This window comes from Acidovorax sp. (genome assembly GCF_046291265.1).
In the GTDB taxonomy this organism is placed as follows: domain Bacteria; phylum Pseudomonadota; class Gammaproteobacteria; order Burkholderiales; family Burkholderiaceae_C; genus Acidovorax.
Genome location: NZ_JBKBTV010000027.1, coordinates 41,703 through 60,840, shown reverse-complemented (window position 1 = coordinate 60,840; position 19,138 = coordinate 41,703). Strand labels below are relative to the sequence as shown.

Here is a 19,138-nt window from a genome sequence, read left to right as displayed (position 1 = left end):
CCACCAGGATCACATCTGGATTGAGTACACAAACAAACTCTTCCGTCGCCTCACTCAGCGCACGGTTGTGGTTGGTGCCGAAACCGTGCGGTGTTTCATTTGCTATCACTTTTAGATCAAACGGCCACCCCTTAGATGGAGCGGCGGGCGCAGGCTCTGGGAGATTCTGGACCAGGACGACCCGAGCAATCGAAGAGGCCGACCACCGTGCCAGTTGCAGCAGCAAGTCTTGCACCAGTGCGCTGTGCCCGTGGCTAACAATGGAGACCACCAGACAGGGGCCGAGCGTGGAAGAATAGACAGACATCGCCCGCTATTGTCCCCCGCGCGGCCCGTCTTGCCTCCGGTTTGGCCCCGTCATAATCCGTGGATGACGAATTCAATTGACGATCTGCATGTGTATTTGCGCTCTATTGCCGAGGGAGAGCGCACTTCGCTGTCGGTCCTGGCAGGCTTGGTCCACCGCGAAGCCACCGTGCTGGACCTCGGGTGCGGCAGCGGCGCATTGGGCCAGTTCCTGAAAGAAACGCGCGACTGCACCTCCGACGGTGTCACCCTCAGTGAGGCCGAGGCCGCCCACGCCCAGCCACACTACCGCACCGTAGAGGTGGCCGATCTGGAAACTGCCGATCTGCGCAGCATGTTCGCCTCCAGGCGCTATGACTACATCGTATGCGCCGACGTGCTCGAACACCTGCGGCGCCCCGAAAACGTCCTGCAGGTATGCCGCGAGCTTCTGGCGCCCGACGGAAAGCTACTGATCTCCGTTCCCAACGCCGCCTACTCCGGGCTGCTGGCCGAGTTGCTGGAGGGCGAGTTTCGCTACCGCGAAGAGGGCCTGCTGGATCGCACCCATCTGCGCTTCTTCACCCGCCGCTCACTGGTTCGGTTCATGGCCGAACAACGCTGGGAGCTGGACGCCGTGGATACCATCACGCGCGAGCTACCGGAATCCGAATTTCAGGTGGCGTTCGACAGTTTGCCGCCTACGGTGGCACGCCACCTGCTCAGCGCTCCCGATGCGCTCACCTATCAGTTCATCTGCGTGGCGCGCCCTGTGGAACATGTGCCAACTGCCGCGCACCAGTCCGCCAATACCGATGAATCGCATGCCCGGTTTACCGCGCAGCTTTATCTGGGACGTAGCGGGCGCTATGCCGAAGAAGAGAAACTCACTGCCACCGGGATCATTGGCGACGAGCGACAACTAGTACGTTTTCAGATTCCGGCTTCAACGGAGCCACTCACCCAACTGCGACTTGACCCGGCCGATCGCCCAGGTTTCCTGCATCTCTACAGCCTTACCCTGCGCGACCAAGCACAGCGGCCTCTGTGGCAATGGCAGGCCGATGCCTCCACACGCTCCCTGCTCGCGGCTGCGCCCCACAGCCAGATTGCGTGGCAAGCCCCTATGCCCCCTGCCTCCGGCGCCAGTCTGCTGCTCCTTGCGGGCACAGACCCTTGGCTGGAACTGCCCATCCCCACAGAGGTATTCGCAACGGCTGACGGTACGCCAACCTCGTTGGATGTGGAACTGGGCTGGCCAATGTCTGCAGACTACCTGGCGCTAGCGGGCACCGTGCGGCCCTTGGGTGACCGCATCGACCTGTTGGAGCGGAGCGCCCGCGAAACACAAGCACGCCTGCAAGAACAACTGAGCCAGACGCAGCAAACACTTTCCAATTTTGGCGCGCGCAACAGCGTGCTTGAAGAAGGTAACAAGGCGCTGGCGCAGCAACGTTCCATGTGGCACCAAGAGGCCACCCGCCTTCAGAAGGACTACAACGCCTTGGCCTCACACCTTAAGACCATCGAGACTTCCACCGTATTCCGAGCCACCCGCCCCCTGGTTCACGCCAAGATGCGCGTGGACCGACTGCTCGGCCGCACCCCTGCTGCTGCGTCGCAAGCCAAACCTGCAGCGATTGCCATGACCCCGTCGCCCCACCCCGTCGATGTCATCGTGCCGGTCTATCGTGGGTTGGCAGACACCCAGCTTTGCATTAACTCAGCCCTGGCCAGCACATGCCAGACGCCTTGGCGGCTGATCGTGATCAACGACGCCAGCCCCGAGCCCGAAGTGACAGCATGGTTGCGCGAGCGAGCCCAGCAAGATGACCGCATCACCCTGTTAGAGAACCCGGAAAACCTCGGCTTCGTCGGCACCGTTAATCGAGGCATGGCGCTTAGCGACAGCAACGATGTTTTGCTCCTCAACAGCGACACCGAAGTTGCCAATGACTGGCTGGACCGCATCCACCGCGCAGCTTACAGCGATCAGAAGGTGGCTTCTGTTACGCCGTTCTCCAACAACGCCACCATCTGCAGCTACCCCAGGTTTTGCAAAGACAACCCCCTGCCTGGGGGTTACAACACAGCAAGGCTTGATGCGTTGTGCGCGCAGACCAACGCTGGTGCGGTGGTGGACGTGCCCACCGGCGTAGGCTTTTGCATGTACATCCGGCGAGACTGCCTGATATCCGTGGGACTGTTTGACACCGAAAATTTTGGCAAAGGATACGGCGAAGAGAATGATTTCTGCCAGCGTGCAGCCGCATCCGGCTGGCGCAACCTGCATCTTCTGGATACCTTTGTTTTGCATACCGGGGGCGTAAGCTTTGGCGATAGTAAAAGCCCTCGGGAGCGTGCCGCCATGGAGACCCTGCGTCGCTTGCACCCAAGCTACGAGCTCGACGTGCTGGCGTTTGTGCAGGACGATCCGGGGCAGCCGTACCGCATGGCCCTGGACGTTGCACGCATGCGAAAAGCCCAGGAAGAGGCCGGCGTTCAAGTAGTCCTTGCCGTACTGCATGACCGCGCAGGAGGTACCTTGCGGCACGTGAGAGAACTCGCCACCCACCTTTCCAATCAAGCGCAGTTCCTCACACTCACGCCAGCGCCCGGCCGATCGGTGCGACTGCAATGGGCCCATGAAGCTGAGGGCTTCCTTCTTCAGTTCAGCCTTGAAAGCCAGTCGGCAGAAATGCTCGAAGCCCTGCGCAAGCTGGGTGTGGCGCACATTCATTACCACCATCTGCTCGGGCACGACGCAAGCATTCTCGACCTGCCCCATCAGTTGGGTGTGGGCTATGACTTCACCGCGCACGATTACTACAGCTACTGCACCCACATCTCCCTGACCGGCCTCGACAACCGCTATGCGGGCGAAGTGGCCCCGGGCCAATGCGCATGCTGCCCATCGGATAGCACTGCGCCGCACAGTGGCACCGTCAGCCAGTGGCGCCACCGCAATGTGCACTTTTTGACGGCGGCACGGCAGGTCTTTGCGCCCAGCCAAGACACTGGCCAACGCATAGCGGGATTCGCTCCGGGCGCCAAACTGCGGGTAGTGCCACACACCGACCTTGGCAGCGATGCCGCGCTGCCCACTCCCACACCGCACGTGCGACCCGAAGGCGCAGCCCTGAAAGTGGTAGTGCTGGGTGCACTCAGCGCCATCAAGGGCGCGGATATGCTGGAAGCCCTCGCCATTGAAGCCGCGCGCCGCAACGCACCTGTTGAGTTTCATTTGCTGGGTTACGGCTACCGCCATCTCCAAACGCAGCCGCGAGCGCACCTTACCGTGCACGGAGCTTACGAGGACAAGGATCTCCCTCGCCTGCTGGAGTGGCTGCAGCCTGATGTCGCGTGGTTCCCTGCCCAATGGCCCGAGACCTACAGTTACACCCTCAGCGCCTGCCTGGAGGCTGGACTCCCCGTCGCAGCCCCCGACATTGGTGCGTTCGCCGAGCGTTTGGACCAACGGGACTGGAGTTGGGTGGAGCGCTGGGACCAAACACCGGCCCAGTGGCTGAATACCTTCTTGAAGATGCGTGCAGAGAACTTTGCACGCACGCAGCCCCCCGCTCCTGTGGTGATACCGGCACCCATTGCGCAAGCCCTTCAGGCCGCAAAGGCGTCAGGCGTAATCTGGCACTACCGGGACAGCTACCTGAGCGGCGTGACCAGCACCGCTGCACAGAACCCCATCGCACTGTCTTTGGAGTTTCTGCAAGCCCACCGCGCACCCACGGCATTGCAAACGGGCGCGCGCTCAGTGCTGCTCAACGGAATCGTCAGGCTGCGCTCGCACCCCCTGCTGCGCGGCGTTGCACAGCGCATCCCCCAACGCTGGCAAACCAAGGTGAAAAACTGGCTCCACGCTTGATGGCGACTTAAATCGCCGCGCGGCGCCACACGCCCGCCTACACATTGAAAGCGTCAAGCGCCGACGGGCCGACCAGGACGCCGTCGCGCTGCCGCCAGCCACCGGCGGCCCGCTCGAATGGCGGGCTGCTCCACCCCGTGCCACGAAAGCAGGGCCAGAAGCACAACCGGCACAAGCGATAACAACATGCAGACCGCCAAGGACCATCCCTCTCGCAGGCACAACATGGTGACCGCCTGCTGAACAGGGAACGCATAGATGTAGACGCCGTACGAAATATCGACCGGCGCGCGGCCCGCTTCTGCAGGCGCAGGGTTGCCCACGTGCGCCATAAAAAAAGTCCCGAAAGCAATCATGACCCACACGGCCAACTGGATAAGTAGCGCGCCGGGGGCGTAAAACGCCACGACAGCCGCTGCCAGTGCCACGCCACCCATCCAGGGGCGCGCACGCAGTCCATAGGCAGCCACAGTGCTGCCTACAAAGAATGAGACCCCAAAGCCGCAAAAATCACGCCACCGAAACACATCCGCCAAAGGCCCTCCAGCCGCCTCCAAACGCGCATCCCACAGCCCCAGGCGCGCTGCCTCCCAAAGAATGGCGAGAGACGCCGCCACTACCGGATATACAAGGCGACGTCCGCGAGCCCCCCAAGCTACTAAAGCCAGCAACAGGTACATCGCCAACTCGTAGCGAATGGTCCACAACGAACCGTTGACTGCCCGCGCAAACGGATTGGACTCAAACACCCCGGGAAGCGTCTGCACCGTAGCAAGCCCAGCGGCGTTGTTGATGAAATTGACCCATGTTCCCGGGGCCCACCAATAGGCCGTCGAAGGCAGCGTGGTTACCGCCCAGCCCACCACAAACACTGAGAAAGCCACAGCAACAATGAGCCCGGGGAACACTCGCAACACACGCTTGGACCAAAACGCAAACCAGTCTGGCTCACGCTCCCAGCTTTGACACACCAGATAGCCGCTGACGAAGAAGAACACGTAGACAGCTAGCGAGCCCAAGCTGTGGCCGGGCAGAGGCACCGGCAGATGCAGCCGATAGAGAAAATCTCCATGTGCCGCAAACACTGCCAGAGCTGCCATCAGGCGCAGAAGGTTGAAGCGGTTGCTGCGATCAATGTCCGACATGGCATGTCCAGCAGGATGGCGCCCAATCGCCCTGGTGCCGCAGCAACCGGAACATCGGAAACCGGCTTGAAAAACACTTCATGGTGGTTTTTAAGGAAAAATGGCACCTAGCCCTTATTAAATAAGCACTTATTGCTGCTATTTATATAGCAAATTGACAGTTACAGAGTTGCACCCCATCGCGATCATTGGCCACCCATTCGCACCGTCTCGCTGGCAGAGCCGACAAGCAGGCGCTTGAGGCGCAGTACAGGTCCCTCCACCGCATGCCACGACACATAGCCCGCCACCACCGCCAAGAACAACGCCAGGAACAAACTGGCCATAAACGGCCACTGCGGGAAGGTCGCCTGTACGGCCTGCTGAATGGGGCAACCCAGTATGTAGATACCGTACGAGGGGTCGCCTGACCGATGCAGCCATTTGAAAACAGGCGCTGTGCGCGTACCCAGATAAATCAACAGGGGGGGCAGCAACAACAGCCCCGCCGAGTGTTCCAGCTTGGCGCCAAAGAAAAGCGTGGCAGCCACCGGAATCAGTGCCACAACCACGGTCCGCCCGTAGGCCATGAAGGCATCACGAAAGAGCGCAATCAAACCGCCGTAGGCAAAGTACGCCGGGTACTCAAACCAGTGGTGCATGGTGCCCGAGAGGTCAGCATTGCGCATGGTCAAAAAAAACGCGAGATACCCCAGCACCACCATACATGCCAACACACGCCAGCGAAACACGCCCACCACACCAAGGGCCGCCAACGCCGCGTAACACATCAACTCCATTGGAATCGTCCACAGTGGTCCGTTCATCAGACCCACCAGGGGATTCGCGGGAAACACGCCAGGCAAGTTCACATAGGCCTCGACCAGCAGCAGATTGAGCCCATGCTCCAGCGTCTCTGGATGGGTCAAGAACTCACGCAACGGCAACCTGGTGAACACAGCGCCAAACAAAAATACGTCTGCCAACACCGCCACCAACATGCCAGGCCACAGCCGCAACAGACGCTTGCCGACAAACGCGATGACACGCGGATCACTCAGCCAGCTCAATGTCACCAAGTAGCCGCTGATGGTGAAAAAAGTCATCACCGCGACGCCGCCCACCATGTCTGAATGCAGCCAGGCCGGCGGTCGCGTGCCAGTGATATGGAAATGGTGACTGAAGATCACAGCCGACGCGGCAGCGATGCGCAGCGCGTTGAAGGCATTGTCTTGAGGCTCGCTGAGCGATCGCGCACCCATGGGCCTCACTCCTTGCGAAGCAATAGAAAAATCTCGTTGTTGACCAGCCACTCCCGCGGATAGCGCTCCAACAACGCAGCGGGCACGTCTATCTCCACATTGCGCCGCTCTTGCCGCTCCAACCGAAAACCTGCCCCCAGCGCAAACTCCACCAGTTCATCCGCCGTCAAGCGGTTCAGCGCCTGGTACTCCTTGAAAACAAACTGCTTGTAGCCATCAGGACCAAAGTCGGCAAATCCGAAATCGACTTCTGAAGCATCGATAGGGCCAACATGCGCCTGAATGATCTTCCACAGCTCATCTTCAGACGCCAGCAAGTGATGCCAAGGCATTTCGTCATAGCGGCGCAAATGCGAGCCATAAGGCGAATAGAACAACGGCTCGATCTGGATGAAGAAGTATCCCCCCGGCTTCAGGCAGGCGTGCAAGTCCGCCAGAATGGGCGCCAGTTGGTCACGCTGCACGTGCTCAAAGGTGGACCAGCTCATGATTCCATCCACCAGCGGATGTTTGCCGGCCAGAGAGGCACTGGGCTTGATGGTCTCAAACGTCAGCGCAGACGGAATGCGCGACATCCCCAACTGCTCACGCGCTATGCGGGGCAGCTTGGCGTACTCGCGGCGAATATCCACGCCGTGGATGGCAGTCGCCCCATACCGAAGGACGAGCGAAAGGTCCGTAATGCCGTCGCCGCACCCAAAGTTCAGGAACTTGGCCGTACGCACGTCCAGCACGTCCCCGATCCAATGGTGAACCACATCTGCCGCATAGTCGAAATGCGCGCGAAACCATTCGTCAGTGATCCTCTTGGCGTCCCAGGGCGCCAACCCGGAAACCCGCTCCTGCAGCTTGAGCATCCAATTCATTGCGATCCTGCCTTCGGCACAGATGCGAACACCATCACCCTGCCCACCAGTTCGCCCTTACGGCTTGCGCAGCACATAAGCATCCTGATGATTCCAGAAGTGCACAGGCATCTTGTGCACGAGTTTGTCAGCGCCCACGGTTTCAGCAATGCGCGCCATGACAAATGCCTCGGAGGTGAACGTGGTTCCATACTCTTGCTCATCGATCGCAGTGGATTCGCTGGATGCGGCAAAGAAGTAGCCGTCATCATCCAGCGCCACATGATCAAAGTTGGCCGCCTTGATACCGTGGGTGCTGAAAACCAGCAGGCCACCAGGTGCCACGGCGTCGTACAGCACCGTGAGCCAGCGAGACCACGTAGAGCGCGGCAGGTGGCTGAACAGTGAAAGAACAAAGACCAGCTCGTATCGGCCAGGCCACTCCACCTTCTCGGGAACGCTCGCAGAAGGAAACCCGTCCACGCCAAAGGTAGTGCGAGAAAACGCCACCGCACTTTGCACCACATCGGACACCACCACGCGCTGGGCGCCCAGTGCTTTCACCAAGTGGCGGGTAAAGCGGCCGTGCCCGCTCGCGAACTCCAGCACCCGCGGTGTTTTGAGCAGCGGCTGGTCCACGGCCTCCAGCAGTAACATCAACTCAGAAAGTGTTCGCCACCCATCAGCGAGGTAGTCCCGAAGAGGATTCCGACTGGAATGATGGCCTGCGAAAAATCCAAAAATATCGTCCTGGGCAGAGATCGTGCAATCCAGTCCCATGACGTTGGAGTAAGACCCTACCAGGCCATTCGTTTCAATGAGTGCGTGCGCGGCAAGGAGGGTGTCACGCTCATCTCTCGCTCTGGCCAGCACCTGCGCTGCACCGGTTCTATCGCCTTGAGAGAGCAAGCCCTGTCCTTCTGCCAGCAATTGCTGACCCAGGGTGGTTTCAGTGGAGATCGTTGTCATATGGGTACGGATTATCCAGTCGGCGCGGCAACGCTCTGCAGGCGCAAAGCGCGCGATCAACCTCAACTCCAGTGGTGCGGCAAGCGAACCAGGCCCGGGAGCGGTTTGGGGAAAATAAAACGGAAATGCAGAAACTGGAACCACTCGTCGTACACGGCAAGGCCCGTTTCATCAAACAGGAAAGCGCTGATCACATAATCGCCACTGTGCAGAGGCAGGTCGGGAAAGCTGAGAACCGAGCGCCAGGTCCCATCGGGCAACAGCAGCGGGGCGGCACCGTCCTCATGCGTCGCCAGTGACGTGATTCCGACCCCTTTTGACTGCTCGATCATGAAGCCGATATGCGGGCGCTCGCTCCCCCGGCCCCGGGCAGTGATGGTCACCACAAGATCCTGGCTGTGCAAAACAGGGGGGTGTCCATCCTGCGCCTCACCCAGATGCGCAATGTCCACATCCAACAGGCATGCGCTGCCCCCCTCTCCAGCTGCCATACGCCCCGGTGCCGCGTCGTCACCCAACTGTGCCGGTCCATCGGCCACGGGCGATGTGGGCTGCGCAGTTTCTTGTGCCGCTGCATCCCGCAACCGCGTATGTACGTCATAGGCGGCAAGCACGGCCTCTGTGCCGCCAAATTGCTCGACCTGCCCGCCCTTGAGCCACACAGCGCGATCGCAGAGGTGCCGAATGTGATACGGGCTGTGAGAGCAAAACAAAATGGTGCAGCCGTTGTTGCGAAACGCCGTGATGCGCTCCACGCACTTTTTCTGAAAATTCTGGTCTCCCACCGCCAACGCTTCGTCAATGATCAGCACATCTGGCTGGACGGCGGTGACCAGCGCAAACGCCAGGCGCACCGTCATGCCCGACGAATAGGTTTTGACAGGTCGGTCCAGTGCCTCACCCAGTTCGCAGAAGTCGATGATTTCCGGCTCCAGCCGGAGCATTTCGTCGCGGTCAATCCCAATCAGGCTGCCTGCAAAGAAAAGGTTGTCTCGCCCGCTGAAGTCAGGATGGAAGCCCGCACCCAGTTCCAGAATGGCGGTTACACGCCCTACCCGATCAATGCGCCCCTGGCTGGGCTGCAAAGTGCCCGCCAGCAGCTTGAGCAACGTGCTTTTGCCGGCGCCATTGTCGCCAATCACGCCGATACACTCGCCCCGCTGCAGCTCGAACGAAACGTCCCGCAATGCCCAATGGCTCTGGTGGGTGGCGCGCCCTGTCAACAACGCCTTCAGCCGCGTTCGCGGGGACGGGTAAAGTTTGTACTCCTTGGAAACGCCTTGCACGCTCAACACGGTATGGCGTGCTGCACCCTCTGATCCGGTCGATGGGAGCGTCGCGGTCATAGCCAGTCCACCAGTTGGTCGCGGCTTCGTGCAATCAGCACATTGAGCGCCAACACGAGCAAACCCGCCCAAGCCAGCAACACCCACCACACACTCAGAGGCGGCCAAGCACCCAACAGCAAGACCTGTTGATAGCCTTGTACGGGCGCAGTAATAGGGTTGAGCCACAACACCCACCGCCATTGCTCCGGAAACAGCGTCATTGGAAACAGCACGGGCGACAAGTAGATACCGACTGAAAGCAAGAACCCCACCATTTGCACCGTATCGCGCAGCGCTGCCGCCAATATAGCCAGCACGTAGGCCAGCAACATGCAAACCACCCACTGCAGCAGCAGCAGCAAAGGGAACGCCAATACCGGCAATGCGAATCGGTGCAGCGGGGTGTAGGCCAGCGCCAGCACGAGCAGCAGCGGCGCAAACACCACTGCGCTGGCGAGCACCGAGCGCACGACAAAAAGTACGGGAGGCAGTGGGTTTTTATGCAGTAACCCGCCTGCTTCCAGCAGGCTGTTCATGCCGCGTGAAAGGCCATCACAAAAGGCCATCCAGGGCAAAGCACCCACCACCAAAAAAGTGCCCACCGCATGGGTGGGAGCGCCATCACCCAAACGCATGGCGAACACCACGTCAAACACAAGATAGTAAGCCGCTACCGTGAGCAGCGGCTGCAGGTAGGGCCACACGATTCCAGCGGCCGTGCCTGCATGGCGGGCCGCGACCTCTCGGCGGGTGAGCACCCAAACCAAAGAACGCGCGCTCCAGACGGAGCGCAGTTCGTTGCGAAACGCATGCAGCATGTTTATTGTTGTGGGCCCACCTGTTCATGGGCCAACCCTATCAAAGACAAAGCCGGGTAACGTACCACGTTTTGCCGCATGCTGGCACCCCGTATGCCAACCAGCGCCGACATGCCACAGACAGGCAGTGCCGGACGCATTGCAATCAACTGACCCAATGGCGCGTTAAGTTAGGGCTTGGCGGGCCCCACCAGCTTTTCAACCGTGGCCTTGACTGCAGGCTCATCCAGCTTGACGGTGTCTTCCAGCGATTTGGCCAAGTCGTTGCGACCCTTTTGTTGCGAAGACTGCTTCACTTTGGCAATCAGCGCATCCTTCACCTCATCAAAAGGTTTTGGTCCCTTGGACTTGCGTGCCACGAGTTGCAGGATGTGATAACCGTACTGGGTCTTGACCAAATTGCTGATCTCTCCCGGCTTTTGCATGGCAAAAGCAGCGGTTTCAAACTCAGCCACCATGCCGCCCCGCACAAAAAAGCCCAGATCGCCGCCCTTGGCCGCGCTGCCAGGGTCTGCAGAATGCTTTTGAGCCAGTGCAGCAAAGTCACCACCAGCACGAACCTGCGCCAGCAAATCTTCTGCAGTTTTCTTTGCGATTGGGTCTTCCGCAGGGTCTTTCACTGCCACCAAAATGTGGCGCACCTGCACCTGCTCGGGCTGCTCGAAGTCGGCGGGCTGTGCCTGGTACATCGTGCGGGCCATGGCCAGGGCCTGCGCATCCGATGGCGTATTCGATTTGTCTACTTGCACCAACAAAGCGTCTGAAAGCACTTTGTCGCGCGCCAGCGCCAGAGCCGCCGCCACTTCGGGTGACTTCGCCAAACCTTGGGCGTCCGCACGCTGCGCAAGAGCACGGCGGGTATACAGGTTGGTCACCAGTTGGTTCATGGTACGGGCCTGTGTGAGCACCTGAGGGCGCACATCCAGAGGAATACGCTGCACGTCAGCGGTCACATCTGCCGCAGTCACTTGCACTTCGCCCGCGCCTTGTACCGAGCCCTTGGCCAGCACGGGATCGGCAGCATGTGCAGCCACCACAAGGCAGGGAGCCAACAACACAGCAGCCAAATGCTGCCTCCACAGGCGATATGCAGCCACTTGGTGAGGCCTACTGTTCAAAACGTTCTGAGAAATTTTGGTGATATGCATGGATGAATATGAAATGTGAGGGCACCTGTGATCGCAAAACAGTCGGCGCCATACAAAAAAAAAGGCGGGTTGCCCCGCCTTTTTTTGGTTTCGCATTGCTGCGAAAAGTTCAACCGCCGAATTAACGGCCGTAACGGTGACCCCAGGTCAGACCGAACGTCGAAGCAAAGCCTTGGCCTGCGGAGTCGTTCTTCATCTTGATGAAGGCGTCACCCAGGATTGGCAGGCCGCCGGTGAAACCGACAGTGTTAGCTGCCCCCACGAAGGCGTTGGTGGTTGTCACCAGAGTCCAGCCGTTGGTGTAAGGAGCGGTCGTCGTGCTAGCCGTCAGATCGCTGCTGGAGCTCAGAACCTTGCCAGTGGACAGCGACAGAACGCTGGTTTCACCGCAGAAGCTCAGCTGACCTGCCACTGCTGGCGAGAAGATCGGTGCATTGCCTGTGGTGGTTTCTTCACGGTCGAAGAAACGGATGCTGTCTGCGTTCACGCAGATGTTGCCACGAGCGTCCACCGAAGTGTTGGCTGGGTGGAACCACTCATCCACAAGACCGGTCAGAGCTGGCGTACCAGCTGCAGTAGCAGCAACGCTCAAGTCCGAGTACAGGCGGTACGCATCAGCAGCAGTCGTAGCAGCTTTGTAGTTGGCGGCAACGCTGTAACGACGGGTAGGCATGGAGAACACCCAGTCGGTCTGAGCCGTGATACCTGCGTCCAGAGCGAACTGGTTGGACACCGACGTACGCGACAGGGCGGAGGTCAGAGCAACAGCTTGCACCTTAGGCAGGTTGGCATCAGGAGCCGCGCCAGCAGGAGCGGAACCTGGCAGGTAAGGCGTCGACATGTCTGGCAGGTCGATGAACAAAGGCGTCACGACTGGACCAACAACGGCAGCCTTGGCTTGGTTGTGAACGTTGGTACGCAGCAGTGGGTCTGCAGTGTACGTGTCAGCGGTCTTGAAGCCCGTGAAGAACCCGGCGGAACCAGCATCCGTTTGTGGGAAGTGCACAAAATTGGCGGCACCAGCAGCACCAGCTGCGGCGACGCGTGCTTCGATAGCAGTTGCTTCGCCAGAGAAGGCAGTGGTTTGAGCCAGGTTCAGGATGTACCAGTCAGCCGAAAGACCTGTCGTCGAACCAGCGAAACCAACCGACGCTGCGTGAGGGCCGCTGGTGTAGCTGGTCAGAGCGATTTCGTCCAGCAACGAGCGGGCAGCAGAGCCAGCCACCGAGCAAGGAGCAACACCGTTCACGTGCTTGGTAGCAGTGTACAGGGGCGATGCTGCAGTACCTGCGGCACCAAGCACAACACCACCAGCAGGCGTCGTAGCGGTGTACAGCTTCACGGATGGGATGTCAGCCATGTTGAAGATTTCAACGTAGCCTTCACGGGTACCGTTCACGTTAGCAGCCGTGTTCAGGCGTGCCGTAGCGAAAGGGGTGCCAGTAGCAGGAATTGCTGGAACCGTGCAGGTCTTGTCGTTGGAGTACAGCACAGCTGCGCCATCAGCGCCTTGCAGAACCGCACCAGTCCACACATCGCCAGGCGACATGAAAATCTGGAAATCCTTGACGTCGTCCGAGTTAGCAGCGCCGCGGAAGCGGATCTTCACAGCCTTGCCGTTGGCACGGTCGGTGTTGCTCAGGTGAATCACGGACATGTTGCCGTTTTGAGCCGTGTAGTAAGGCACCACCAGCATGTGGCCAACGTTGTTGGAATTCACTTCCAAGATCGTTGCGTTTGCGGCATTTGCACCGACGGTATCAGGCGTAGCTGCCACGTTCGTGCCGAGCACAGCACCAGTAGGCGTAGCTACAGCGGGCGCAAACACGTCCGCTTGGGCAACACCGGCGAAGCCACCAACCATGGCAGCGATGCTCAGTGCCAATACATTCTTTTTCATGCTTTAACTCCAGTTAAAAAAATAAGCGCAACTACCACGATTGATTACGCATGAGAATCCTAGCACAGCCTTTTTAAAAAGCCACCGGGGCCTCAATCCTTCGCTCAATCAGTTGCTACAACACAACAAAAACCCTGACCTACCAGGTGTATGACGCCGCGCCGAAAGCAATCGCGAACGGTGAATATACACAAACTCACCCCGCGGCAGAGGAAAACAAATGAGCTTCTTCCAAAGTGTTGCTATTCGGCCAAGTGCTGGACTTACGGAGCCTGAAACCGCCACCATTGCCCCTGCTCCAACACCCACGTATCGTCCATGTAAGTGGTCACCAACGGCAGATTCAAGCCGGGCACCATGGGCTTGGCGGTGAGGCTAACGCGGGCGGTGCATCGATCTTGCGCCTCGCACGTCACCTTGGCTACTCCCGTCTCTTTGACGTTGGCACCTGCACCGTGCAGCTTGACAAAGTCTTGCTCACTGGCCAGGTTGCGGTAGGCAGGCGCCAACAGCGAGTAGGCCGTTTTATGATCTGAAGTGGCCCGGGCCTTCCAATATGCCGCGGCGCGCGCCTCGACCTGCTGCTCAGGCGTTTGGTTGCCCATTGTGGCGCATCCCGCCAGTGCCGAAAACGCGACGGCGGCGGCACCCCATTGAAGAATCGTCATAAGTAAAAACTCCTGCTAAAAACACTTAGATTGAGCACTGCGCTCTCATATACAGGCGATGCCGGTGTTGCGATGCAAGTTCACTGCGTCGGCACGGGTGCACTGATCGGCGTGACTTGGTTGCTCTTTGTGGGCACATCCGGCTGTAGTTGGATTACTTTGAGGCCCTTGAGGCGGTCTCGCAGATCTTCACTCACCTCCCGGATGTCAACGTCCGAGCGCACAACACGCGGGGTGATGATGACGAGCAACTCGGTTCGGTTCCCGTTGGTTGTGTTGGTCCCAAACAGATTCCCTACAAGAGGAATGTCCTGCAGCAGGGGAACGCCGGTCTTGCCGGTGGTTGTGTTGTCTTTAATCAAACCGCCAAGGACAATCGATTCGCCCGATCTGACGGCGACTTTGCTGCTGATTTGGCGCTGCAGAAATGCCCTCTGGCCACTGGCGTCATCGACCTCCCCCACGTCAGTCACCGACTGATCGATCTGCATCGCGACAATATTGCCAGCGTTCACCGATGGGGTTACGGACAGATTCACCCCCGTGTCCTTGTACTGGATGGTGCTGGTAGTCACATTGGCGTTGTCTACAAATGATGTCGTACTGGTGCGTACAGGAGTCTGGTTCCCTACGGCAATGTTGGCCGAATGATTGTCCAACACCATGAGGGACGGGTTGGAAATCATTTTCACAAGCGATTTGGTTGCCAATGCGTTGAGGACCGCCTTGAGCGTGCCGGCCGAGTTGCTTAACGAATAGGTGAAGCCTTGAGCTATTGTTCCCAGCGCACCGTTGGCGAGCCCGCTGATCTGCCCCTGTCCTGTATAGCCATTGGAGCGCCCGTCACTGAATGCCCATTGGAGTCCGTACTTCAGGTCATCCGTAAGAGTGACCTCCACGATGCTGGCCTCGATAAGAACCTGGGTTAACGGCAGATCCAGCCGCTTGAGAGCCGATTCTATTTTGGTGTATTCCGACCGAGTACCCCACACCAATACCGAGTTGTTCAACTCGTCCGCCATGATGCGGATACTGCCGATACTGGTGGCGCTTGCTGCTTGTTGCGCAACGCCAGTCTGGTTGGCGCGATTGCTTTGGTTGTTCAAGCCCGTACTCTGCGTCCCGGTCCTGTTCCCAAAAGCGCCCCCCGCCACACCGCCAGAGCCAGAGAAGGCACTGCTAGTGCCCAAACCACCGCCACTCATGCCGGACTGCCCAAAGGAGTTTCCGGTCGTCGTGGACAGGGTCGGAGCCACACCGCTGTTGGCGGTGCCCCCTGCTGCCGCGCCTTGTCCTCCAAAGATACCGCCAAGCACGCCCGCCAAATGGCGTGCGTTGACGTTTTGCACTTGGTAAATGTGAAGCTGAGGCTCGCCACCGTTGTCACTGGGCTGATCAAGGCGTTCAATCCATTTTCGAGCCTCTTCAAGGTAAGCTGCCCGTGGCGTGACGACCAAAATGCTGTTGATGCGCTCTATGGGCATGATGCGCAGCGCCCCAAACAACGGGTTCGCCTCTCCCAATGCGGCCTGAGTGGCACCGCCAGCTTGCGCCCTGTTCGCTGCGCTGGCTACGGCGCTCTGCGTCGCAGTAGCCGCGCCTGTAGTCGGCGCCGCCCCACCACCGCTTACCAGCCTAAGAGCAGCCTCGATCTCCTTGACGGTAGAGTGCTTGAGCGGGAATACACCCACGGACATGCCTTTGAGCAAATCGACGTCGAAGGTGTTCACCAATTCCAGCCAGCCCTCTGCCTGGGTGCGGGTTCCATTCATCACCAAAAGATTGCGCACGGTGTCTACACGGACAATGGCGTCCTGCGACACCATGGGCCGAAGAATGGAGGCCATTTCTCCGGCGCCTATGTATTTGAGTGGAATAACGATAGCGCCGTAGCCAGGCGCCAAAGGCACACGGGGACTGGCCTGCCGTACGTCAGACCCAACATTGCGCAGCATGTCTGCACGGCCCACGTGGTAGGTGCCACGGGCATCCCGAGCCAACGCCAATCCATTGGCCTGAAGCGCGCTTTCGAGCAGGAACACTGCCTGGTCTGGGGGGATGGCTGTGCGACTCGCCAAAGTCACAGTGCCCGCAATGGGGGGATGCAACACGTAGGGCACGCCCATGATGTCGCCAAGGACGGTGCGCACCACATCAGCCACAGGAGCATCTTCAAAGCTGAAGGTCAACGGCGCGCCCGAAGGCACGACCACGGGCCGAGCAGGCGCAATGACCTGATCGTTGCCCTGGATGATGCGCGGCTTGTTCACAGCATCCTGCGAGTTCGCGTCGCTTGCCGGTACTGGCGAAGCAACAGCAGCCGCTGCGCCGGGAGAGCCGGACAACGCTCCAGACGCCTTTACAGGGGGGGATGTGGCGCCATCGGGACCGGCCTGCGCCCATGAAGCGGCGCTTAGACCCTGCAAAGCAGTCCAAGCGAGCAAAGAATAGCCGAAGCGAGAAAAATTCATTTTTTGAAAAGCCTACGATTAGTTCTGCATTGACTGGGACGATCTTGCCTGTCAGGGCCCGAAGCGCGGGGGTGCCGGGCGTGGAGCCGGTGCTGGCGCTGGAACCGCTACAGATCCCGTATCAGTGTTTCTGTTGACTGTGTTGCGGCCATCGTCCTGCCGAGGGACGGCCGAAGGCATTGGTGGTGGCGGAGCAACGCCACTGAACTTGCTCACATCTGCGCGCTGCATCGTCAGTGCTTGCGACTGATCACCGCGCACGAAGATGACCTGCCGGTCAGCGAAACTTTTCAGAGTCCATCCCTCGACACTTTGGTTCTGCTGAATGCGACGCTGTTTACCATTGATCAGCACAATCGCGTATCCCACGCCATTGCCCGTCACGATGCCTGTCAAACGCGCGCCGCTGAGGTGGTCTGGCGGTGGCGGTGGCTGCTCTGGTGGGGGGGGTGGCGGTGGCCTGCGCGTCAAGGAGAACAAGGGCCGCTCGAGCATGGCCAAAAAGCGACTGGCGTCAACCGCTTTGTCTGGCATCAACGGAGTTACCAGACTGCTGAGGTCAGCAGGCAGCGGCGCTGGTTCTTGCCAGCGAACATCACGCGGCGTTCCGTCAGGCTGGACCCACATCAGAGCAAGCCCAAACAACAGCGCCAGATTCAAAACAGACAGCACGCCTAGAGCACGAATTTTCATGTTCGGTCTTTCAGCACGCTCAGTGAAAACTGCGTCGTCAGTCGCAGGGGTGCTTTCGGGTTACCCGTGGTAAGCCCCCCTATCAGCTGAATTTGGAGCGCGTCGATGATGATGACCGGCGTCTGACTACCCAGAACAGTCAGCACGCTCTGGAGCGCAAGCAGTTCGCCATCCGCCTGCACCTTGAGCGCAATACGGTCATACCCTTTTTCATCTTTCGGCGGCAACACCTGACTGCTGCTGATTTGCAGCCCCGCTGCTGCAAAAATCTCACGCACATGCTGCTGAGCAGCATTGCCCGCCTGACTCACGTCCATGCTGGCCGGGTAAACATACTTCGTCTGCACTTGCAGAACACGCTGGCGCGCTTGGTCGAGTTCGGTCTTTTGCCGTTCCAGCCCCATCAGACGAGCGTAACGAGGCTCAAGCTGAGACATCAAGTCTTTTGCCCACTGATGTTTGTTGTAAACATAGAGCCCACCCAACGCTAAAGGCACCACTGCCAGCAGCATGGAAAAACCTACGAGAACGGCATCCCTAGAAAAACGGAAAGGCTTCATCGACGAGCCCCCGAGACGGATGCAGCAGGCGCACTTGGTGCGGCAGATGCCGCACCAAGTGCGGTCAAAGCATCTACAGAATCAGCCGCAGCCGCTTGTGCCGTTGGTATGCGGTCTTGACCCGAAACGCCAAAGACCTTGGGATCCACCATGAATTCGATGCTGAAACTTTCTTTAGCGGAGTTGCTGAGACGAGTCGCTGCAGCTGGAGCCTTCACGTCGCGAAAGCCAGGTTGCTGACCCAGCTTTTGCATCAGCGAGGCCGTGTCGGTGGTGAGTCCGCTCAGGGACACCTTGGTCCCCGTCAGATTCAAGGCTTGAATAGCTGCATCATCTGGGAAAACCTGCGTGAGGGTGTCGATAACGCGTAAAGGGTCAATTCGCTCACTCAACACTTCCGACAAGGCGTTCAATTTGACGGACGCCTGCACCACCTGCTCTCGATCACGAACCACAGGGGTGGTGCGGCGCACCGTCTCCTCATAAGCAGCGACAGCCTGCAAGGCTTGCATGCGCAGTTTCAGCGTGGGAGTCAACGCAATCACAACCAACAATGCCAACGCACTTAAAACGAGGGCATAGCCCAGCATGCGCCTGCGCCGTATTACTTGCTGACGACGATCCAAGCCCCAACCTGGCAAAGAAACATACCGCTGCGGTGCGATGGCGACCCAGATTTCCGGAGTGCTCAGAACGGGGAGCTGTTTTTCGCGCCAGCCATTTACATATTGCTCAACCTGGCTGCGCGACGCCAAAACGAGCGCAAAGTTTGGCCCCCCTGCCGGATCGTCTGGCAGCAGGCGCTCACCAGCCCAAATGAGATCGTCCACAGAGAAGGGGCTAAAAGTACGTGCTTGCAATGCAAGAGCATTGTCAATGTCAGCACTACTCATCGCGGCGGGCAGTCGCACCGTGCGGTTGAGCACCATGTCGGCAGGCAGCTCCAGAGCTACGAACCCGCCTCTCTCACGCCCACCAATCCGATCCGGCACCGCTTCAAATGAACGATCACCGTAGCGATAGGACTGAGTGCCGTCTGCGTGCAGCACATGAACAGACAATGATGGCGTTAACCAAGAGAAAAAAGGCCAATTTTGAGCTCGCGCCCAAGCCTTGCGGGTATCTCGCACCAGAGCACTCAGGTCAATCCCAAGAAAACGGGCCTCAGAAGAAAAAGCAGGCAT

The 19,138-nt window shown here is 59.2% G+C and carries 15 protein-coding genes; 1 reads left to right on the top strand and 14 read right to left on the bottom strand.

Annotated elements, in window-relative coordinates:
• Positions 1-307 (bottom strand): glycosyltransferase family 2 protein (locus ACK41V_RS12365; protein WP_409782704.1); only part of this gene is annotated, 307 nt, incomplete at its 3' end.
• A 63-nt stretch (positions 308-370) separates the two neighbouring features.
• On the opposite strand from ACK41V_RS12365, the gene ACK41V_RS12360 reads away from it, so the two are divergent.
• On the top strand, positions 371-4,168 hold the full coding sequence (locus tag ACK41V_RS12360; RefSeq protein WP_409782702.1) for a methyltransferase domain-containing protein: 3,798 nt from the start codon (positions 371-373) through the stop codon (positions 4,166-4,168).
• Positions 4,169-4,221: 53 nt separating this feature from the next.
• Here the strand turns inward: ACK41V_RS12360 and ACK41V_RS12355 are convergent, their stop codons facing one another.
• The 13 genes from ACK41V_RS12355 to ACK41V_RS12295 form a co-directional block, all read right to left on the bottom strand.
• Positions 4,222-5,313, bottom strand: coding sequence for an acyltransferase family protein (locus tag ACK41V_RS12355; protein ID WP_409782700.1), 1,092 nt, complete (start codon positions 5,311-5,313; stop codon positions 4,222-4,224).
• A 185-nt stretch (positions 5,314-5,498) separates the two neighbouring features.
• Complete coding sequence (locus tag ACK41V_RS12350; protein ID WP_409782697.1) at positions 5,499-6,554, bottom strand: acyltransferase family protein; 1,056 nt, start codon at positions 6,552-6,554, stop codon at positions 5,499-5,501.
• Between the two features lie 5 nt (positions 6,555-6,559).
• Positions 6,560-7,420, bottom strand: coding sequence for an SAM-dependent methyltransferase (locus tag ACK41V_RS12345; RefSeq protein WP_409782694.1), 861 nt, complete (start codon positions 7,418-7,420; stop codon positions 6,560-6,562).
• A 57-nt stretch (positions 7,421-7,477) separates the two neighbouring features.
• Entirely contained in the window at positions 7,478-8,368 is an 891-nt protein-coding gene (locus ACK41V_RS12340; protein ID WP_409782692.1) for a class I SAM-dependent methyltransferase, read from the bottom strand.
• 62 nt (positions 8,369-8,430) lie between these two features.
• Positions 8,431-9,714: an ABC transporter ATP-binding protein gene (locus tag ACK41V_RS12335; protein ID WP_409782716.1), complete on the bottom strand. Its 1,284-nt coding sequence runs from the start codon at positions 9,712-9,714 to the stop codon at positions 8,431-8,433.
• Positions 9,711-10,514, bottom strand: coding sequence for an ABC transporter permease (locus tag ACK41V_RS12330; protein ID WP_409782689.1), 804 nt, complete (start codon positions 10,512-10,514; stop codon positions 9,711-9,713). The genes ACK41V_RS12335 and ACK41V_RS12330 overlap by 4 nt, the downstream gene beginning before the upstream one ends.
• 170 nt (positions 10,515-10,684) lie before the next feature.
• Entirely contained in the window at positions 10,685-11,572 is an 888-nt protein-coding gene (locus ACK41V_RS12325) for a peptidylprolyl isomerase (RefSeq protein WP_409782713.1), read from the bottom strand.
• A 211-nt stretch (positions 11,573-11,783) separates the two neighbouring features.
• The gene (locus tag ACK41V_RS12320) at positions 11,784-13,562 is read right to left on the bottom strand and encodes a cell surface protein (protein ID WP_409782687.1); all 1,779 of its coding nucleotides are present in this window, start codon (positions 13,560-13,562) and stop codon (positions 11,784-11,786) included.
• A 263-nt stretch (positions 13,563-13,825) separates the two neighbouring features.
• Positions 13,826-14,230 (bottom strand): hypothetical protein, encoded by a 405-nt coding sequence (locus tag ACK41V_RS12315; protein WP_409782684.1) that lies wholly within the window; start codon positions 14,228-14,230, stop codon positions 13,826-13,828.
• An 80-nt stretch (positions 14,231-14,310) separates the two neighbouring features.
• Positions 14,311-16,701, bottom strand: a complete 2,391-nt coding sequence (gene gspD / locus ACK41V_RS12310; RefSeq protein ID WP_409782681.1) for a type II secretion system secretin GspD — start codon at positions 16,699-16,701, stop codon at positions 14,311-14,313.
• 51 nt (positions 16,702-16,752) lie between these two features.
• Positions 16,753-17,394: a hypothetical protein gene (locus tag ACK41V_RS12305; protein WP_409782678.1), complete on the bottom strand. Its 642-nt coding sequence runs from the start codon at positions 17,392-17,394 to the stop codon at positions 16,753-16,755.
• Positions 17,391-17,954 (bottom strand): type II secretion system protein GspM, encoded by a 564-nt coding sequence (gene gspM / locus ACK41V_RS12300; protein ID WP_409782676.1) that lies wholly within the window; start codon positions 17,952-17,954, stop codon positions 17,391-17,393. The genes ACK41V_RS12305 and gspM overlap by 4 nt, the downstream gene beginning before the upstream one ends.
• Positions 17,951-19,138 carry a PilN domain-containing protein gene (locus ACK41V_RS12295; RefSeq protein ID WP_409782673.1) on the bottom strand — a complete coding sequence of 396 codons (1,188 nt, stop codon included), beginning with the start codon at positions 19,136-19,138 and terminating at the stop codon, positions 17,951-17,953. The genes gspM and ACK41V_RS12295 overlap by 4 nt, the downstream gene beginning before the upstream one ends.

Coding starts and splice junctions, on each gene's coding strand:
- ACK41V_RS12360 (WP_409782702.1), top strand. CDS start 371: ATGACGAATTCAATTGACGATCTGCATGTGTATTTGCGCTCTATTGCC.
- ACK41V_RS12355 (WP_409782700.1), bottom strand. CDS start 5,313: ATGTCGGACATTGATCGCAGCAACCGCTTCAACCTTCTGCGCCTGATG.
- ACK41V_RS12350 (WP_409782697.1), bottom strand. CDS start 6,554: ATGGGTGCGCGATCGCTCAGCGAGCCTCAAGACAATGCCTTCAACGCG.
- ACK41V_RS12345 (WP_409782694.1), bottom strand. CDS start 7,420: ATGAATTGGATGCTCAAGCTGCAGGAGCGGGTTTCCGGGTTGGCGCCC.
- ACK41V_RS12340 (WP_409782692.1), bottom strand. CDS start 8,368: ATGACAACGATCTCCACTGAAACCACCCTGGGTCAGCAATTGCTGGCA.
- ACK41V_RS12335 (WP_409782716.1), bottom strand. CDS start 9,714: ATGACCGCGACGCTCCCATCGACCGGATCAGAGGGTGCAGCACGCCAT.
- ACK41V_RS12330 (WP_409782689.1), bottom strand. CDS start 10,514: ATGCTGCATGCGTTTCGCAACGAACTGCGCTCCGTCTGGAGCGCGCGT.
- ACK41V_RS12320 (WP_409782687.1), bottom strand. CDS start 13,562: ATGAAAAAGAATGTATTGGCACTGAGCATCGCTGCCATGGTTGGTGGC.
- ACK41V_RS12315 (WP_409782684.1), bottom strand. CDS start 14,230: ATGACGATTCTTCAATGGGGTGCCGCCGCCGTCGCGTTTTCGGCACTG.
- gspD (WP_409782681.1), bottom strand. CDS start 16,701: ATGAATTTTTCTCGCTTCGGCTATTCTTTGCTCGCTTGGACTGCTTTG.
- ACK41V_RS12305 (WP_409782678.1), bottom strand. CDS start 17,394: ATGAAAATTCGTGCTCTAGGCGTGCTGTCTGTTTTGAATCTGGCGCTG.
- gspM (WP_409782676.1), bottom strand. CDS start 17,954: ATGAAGCCTTTCCGTTTTTCTAGGGATGCCGTTCTCGTAGGTTTTTCC.
- ACK41V_RS12295 (WP_409782673.1), bottom strand. CDS start 19,138: ATGCCTGCTTTTTCTTCTGAGGCCCGTTTTCTTGGGATTGACCTGAGT.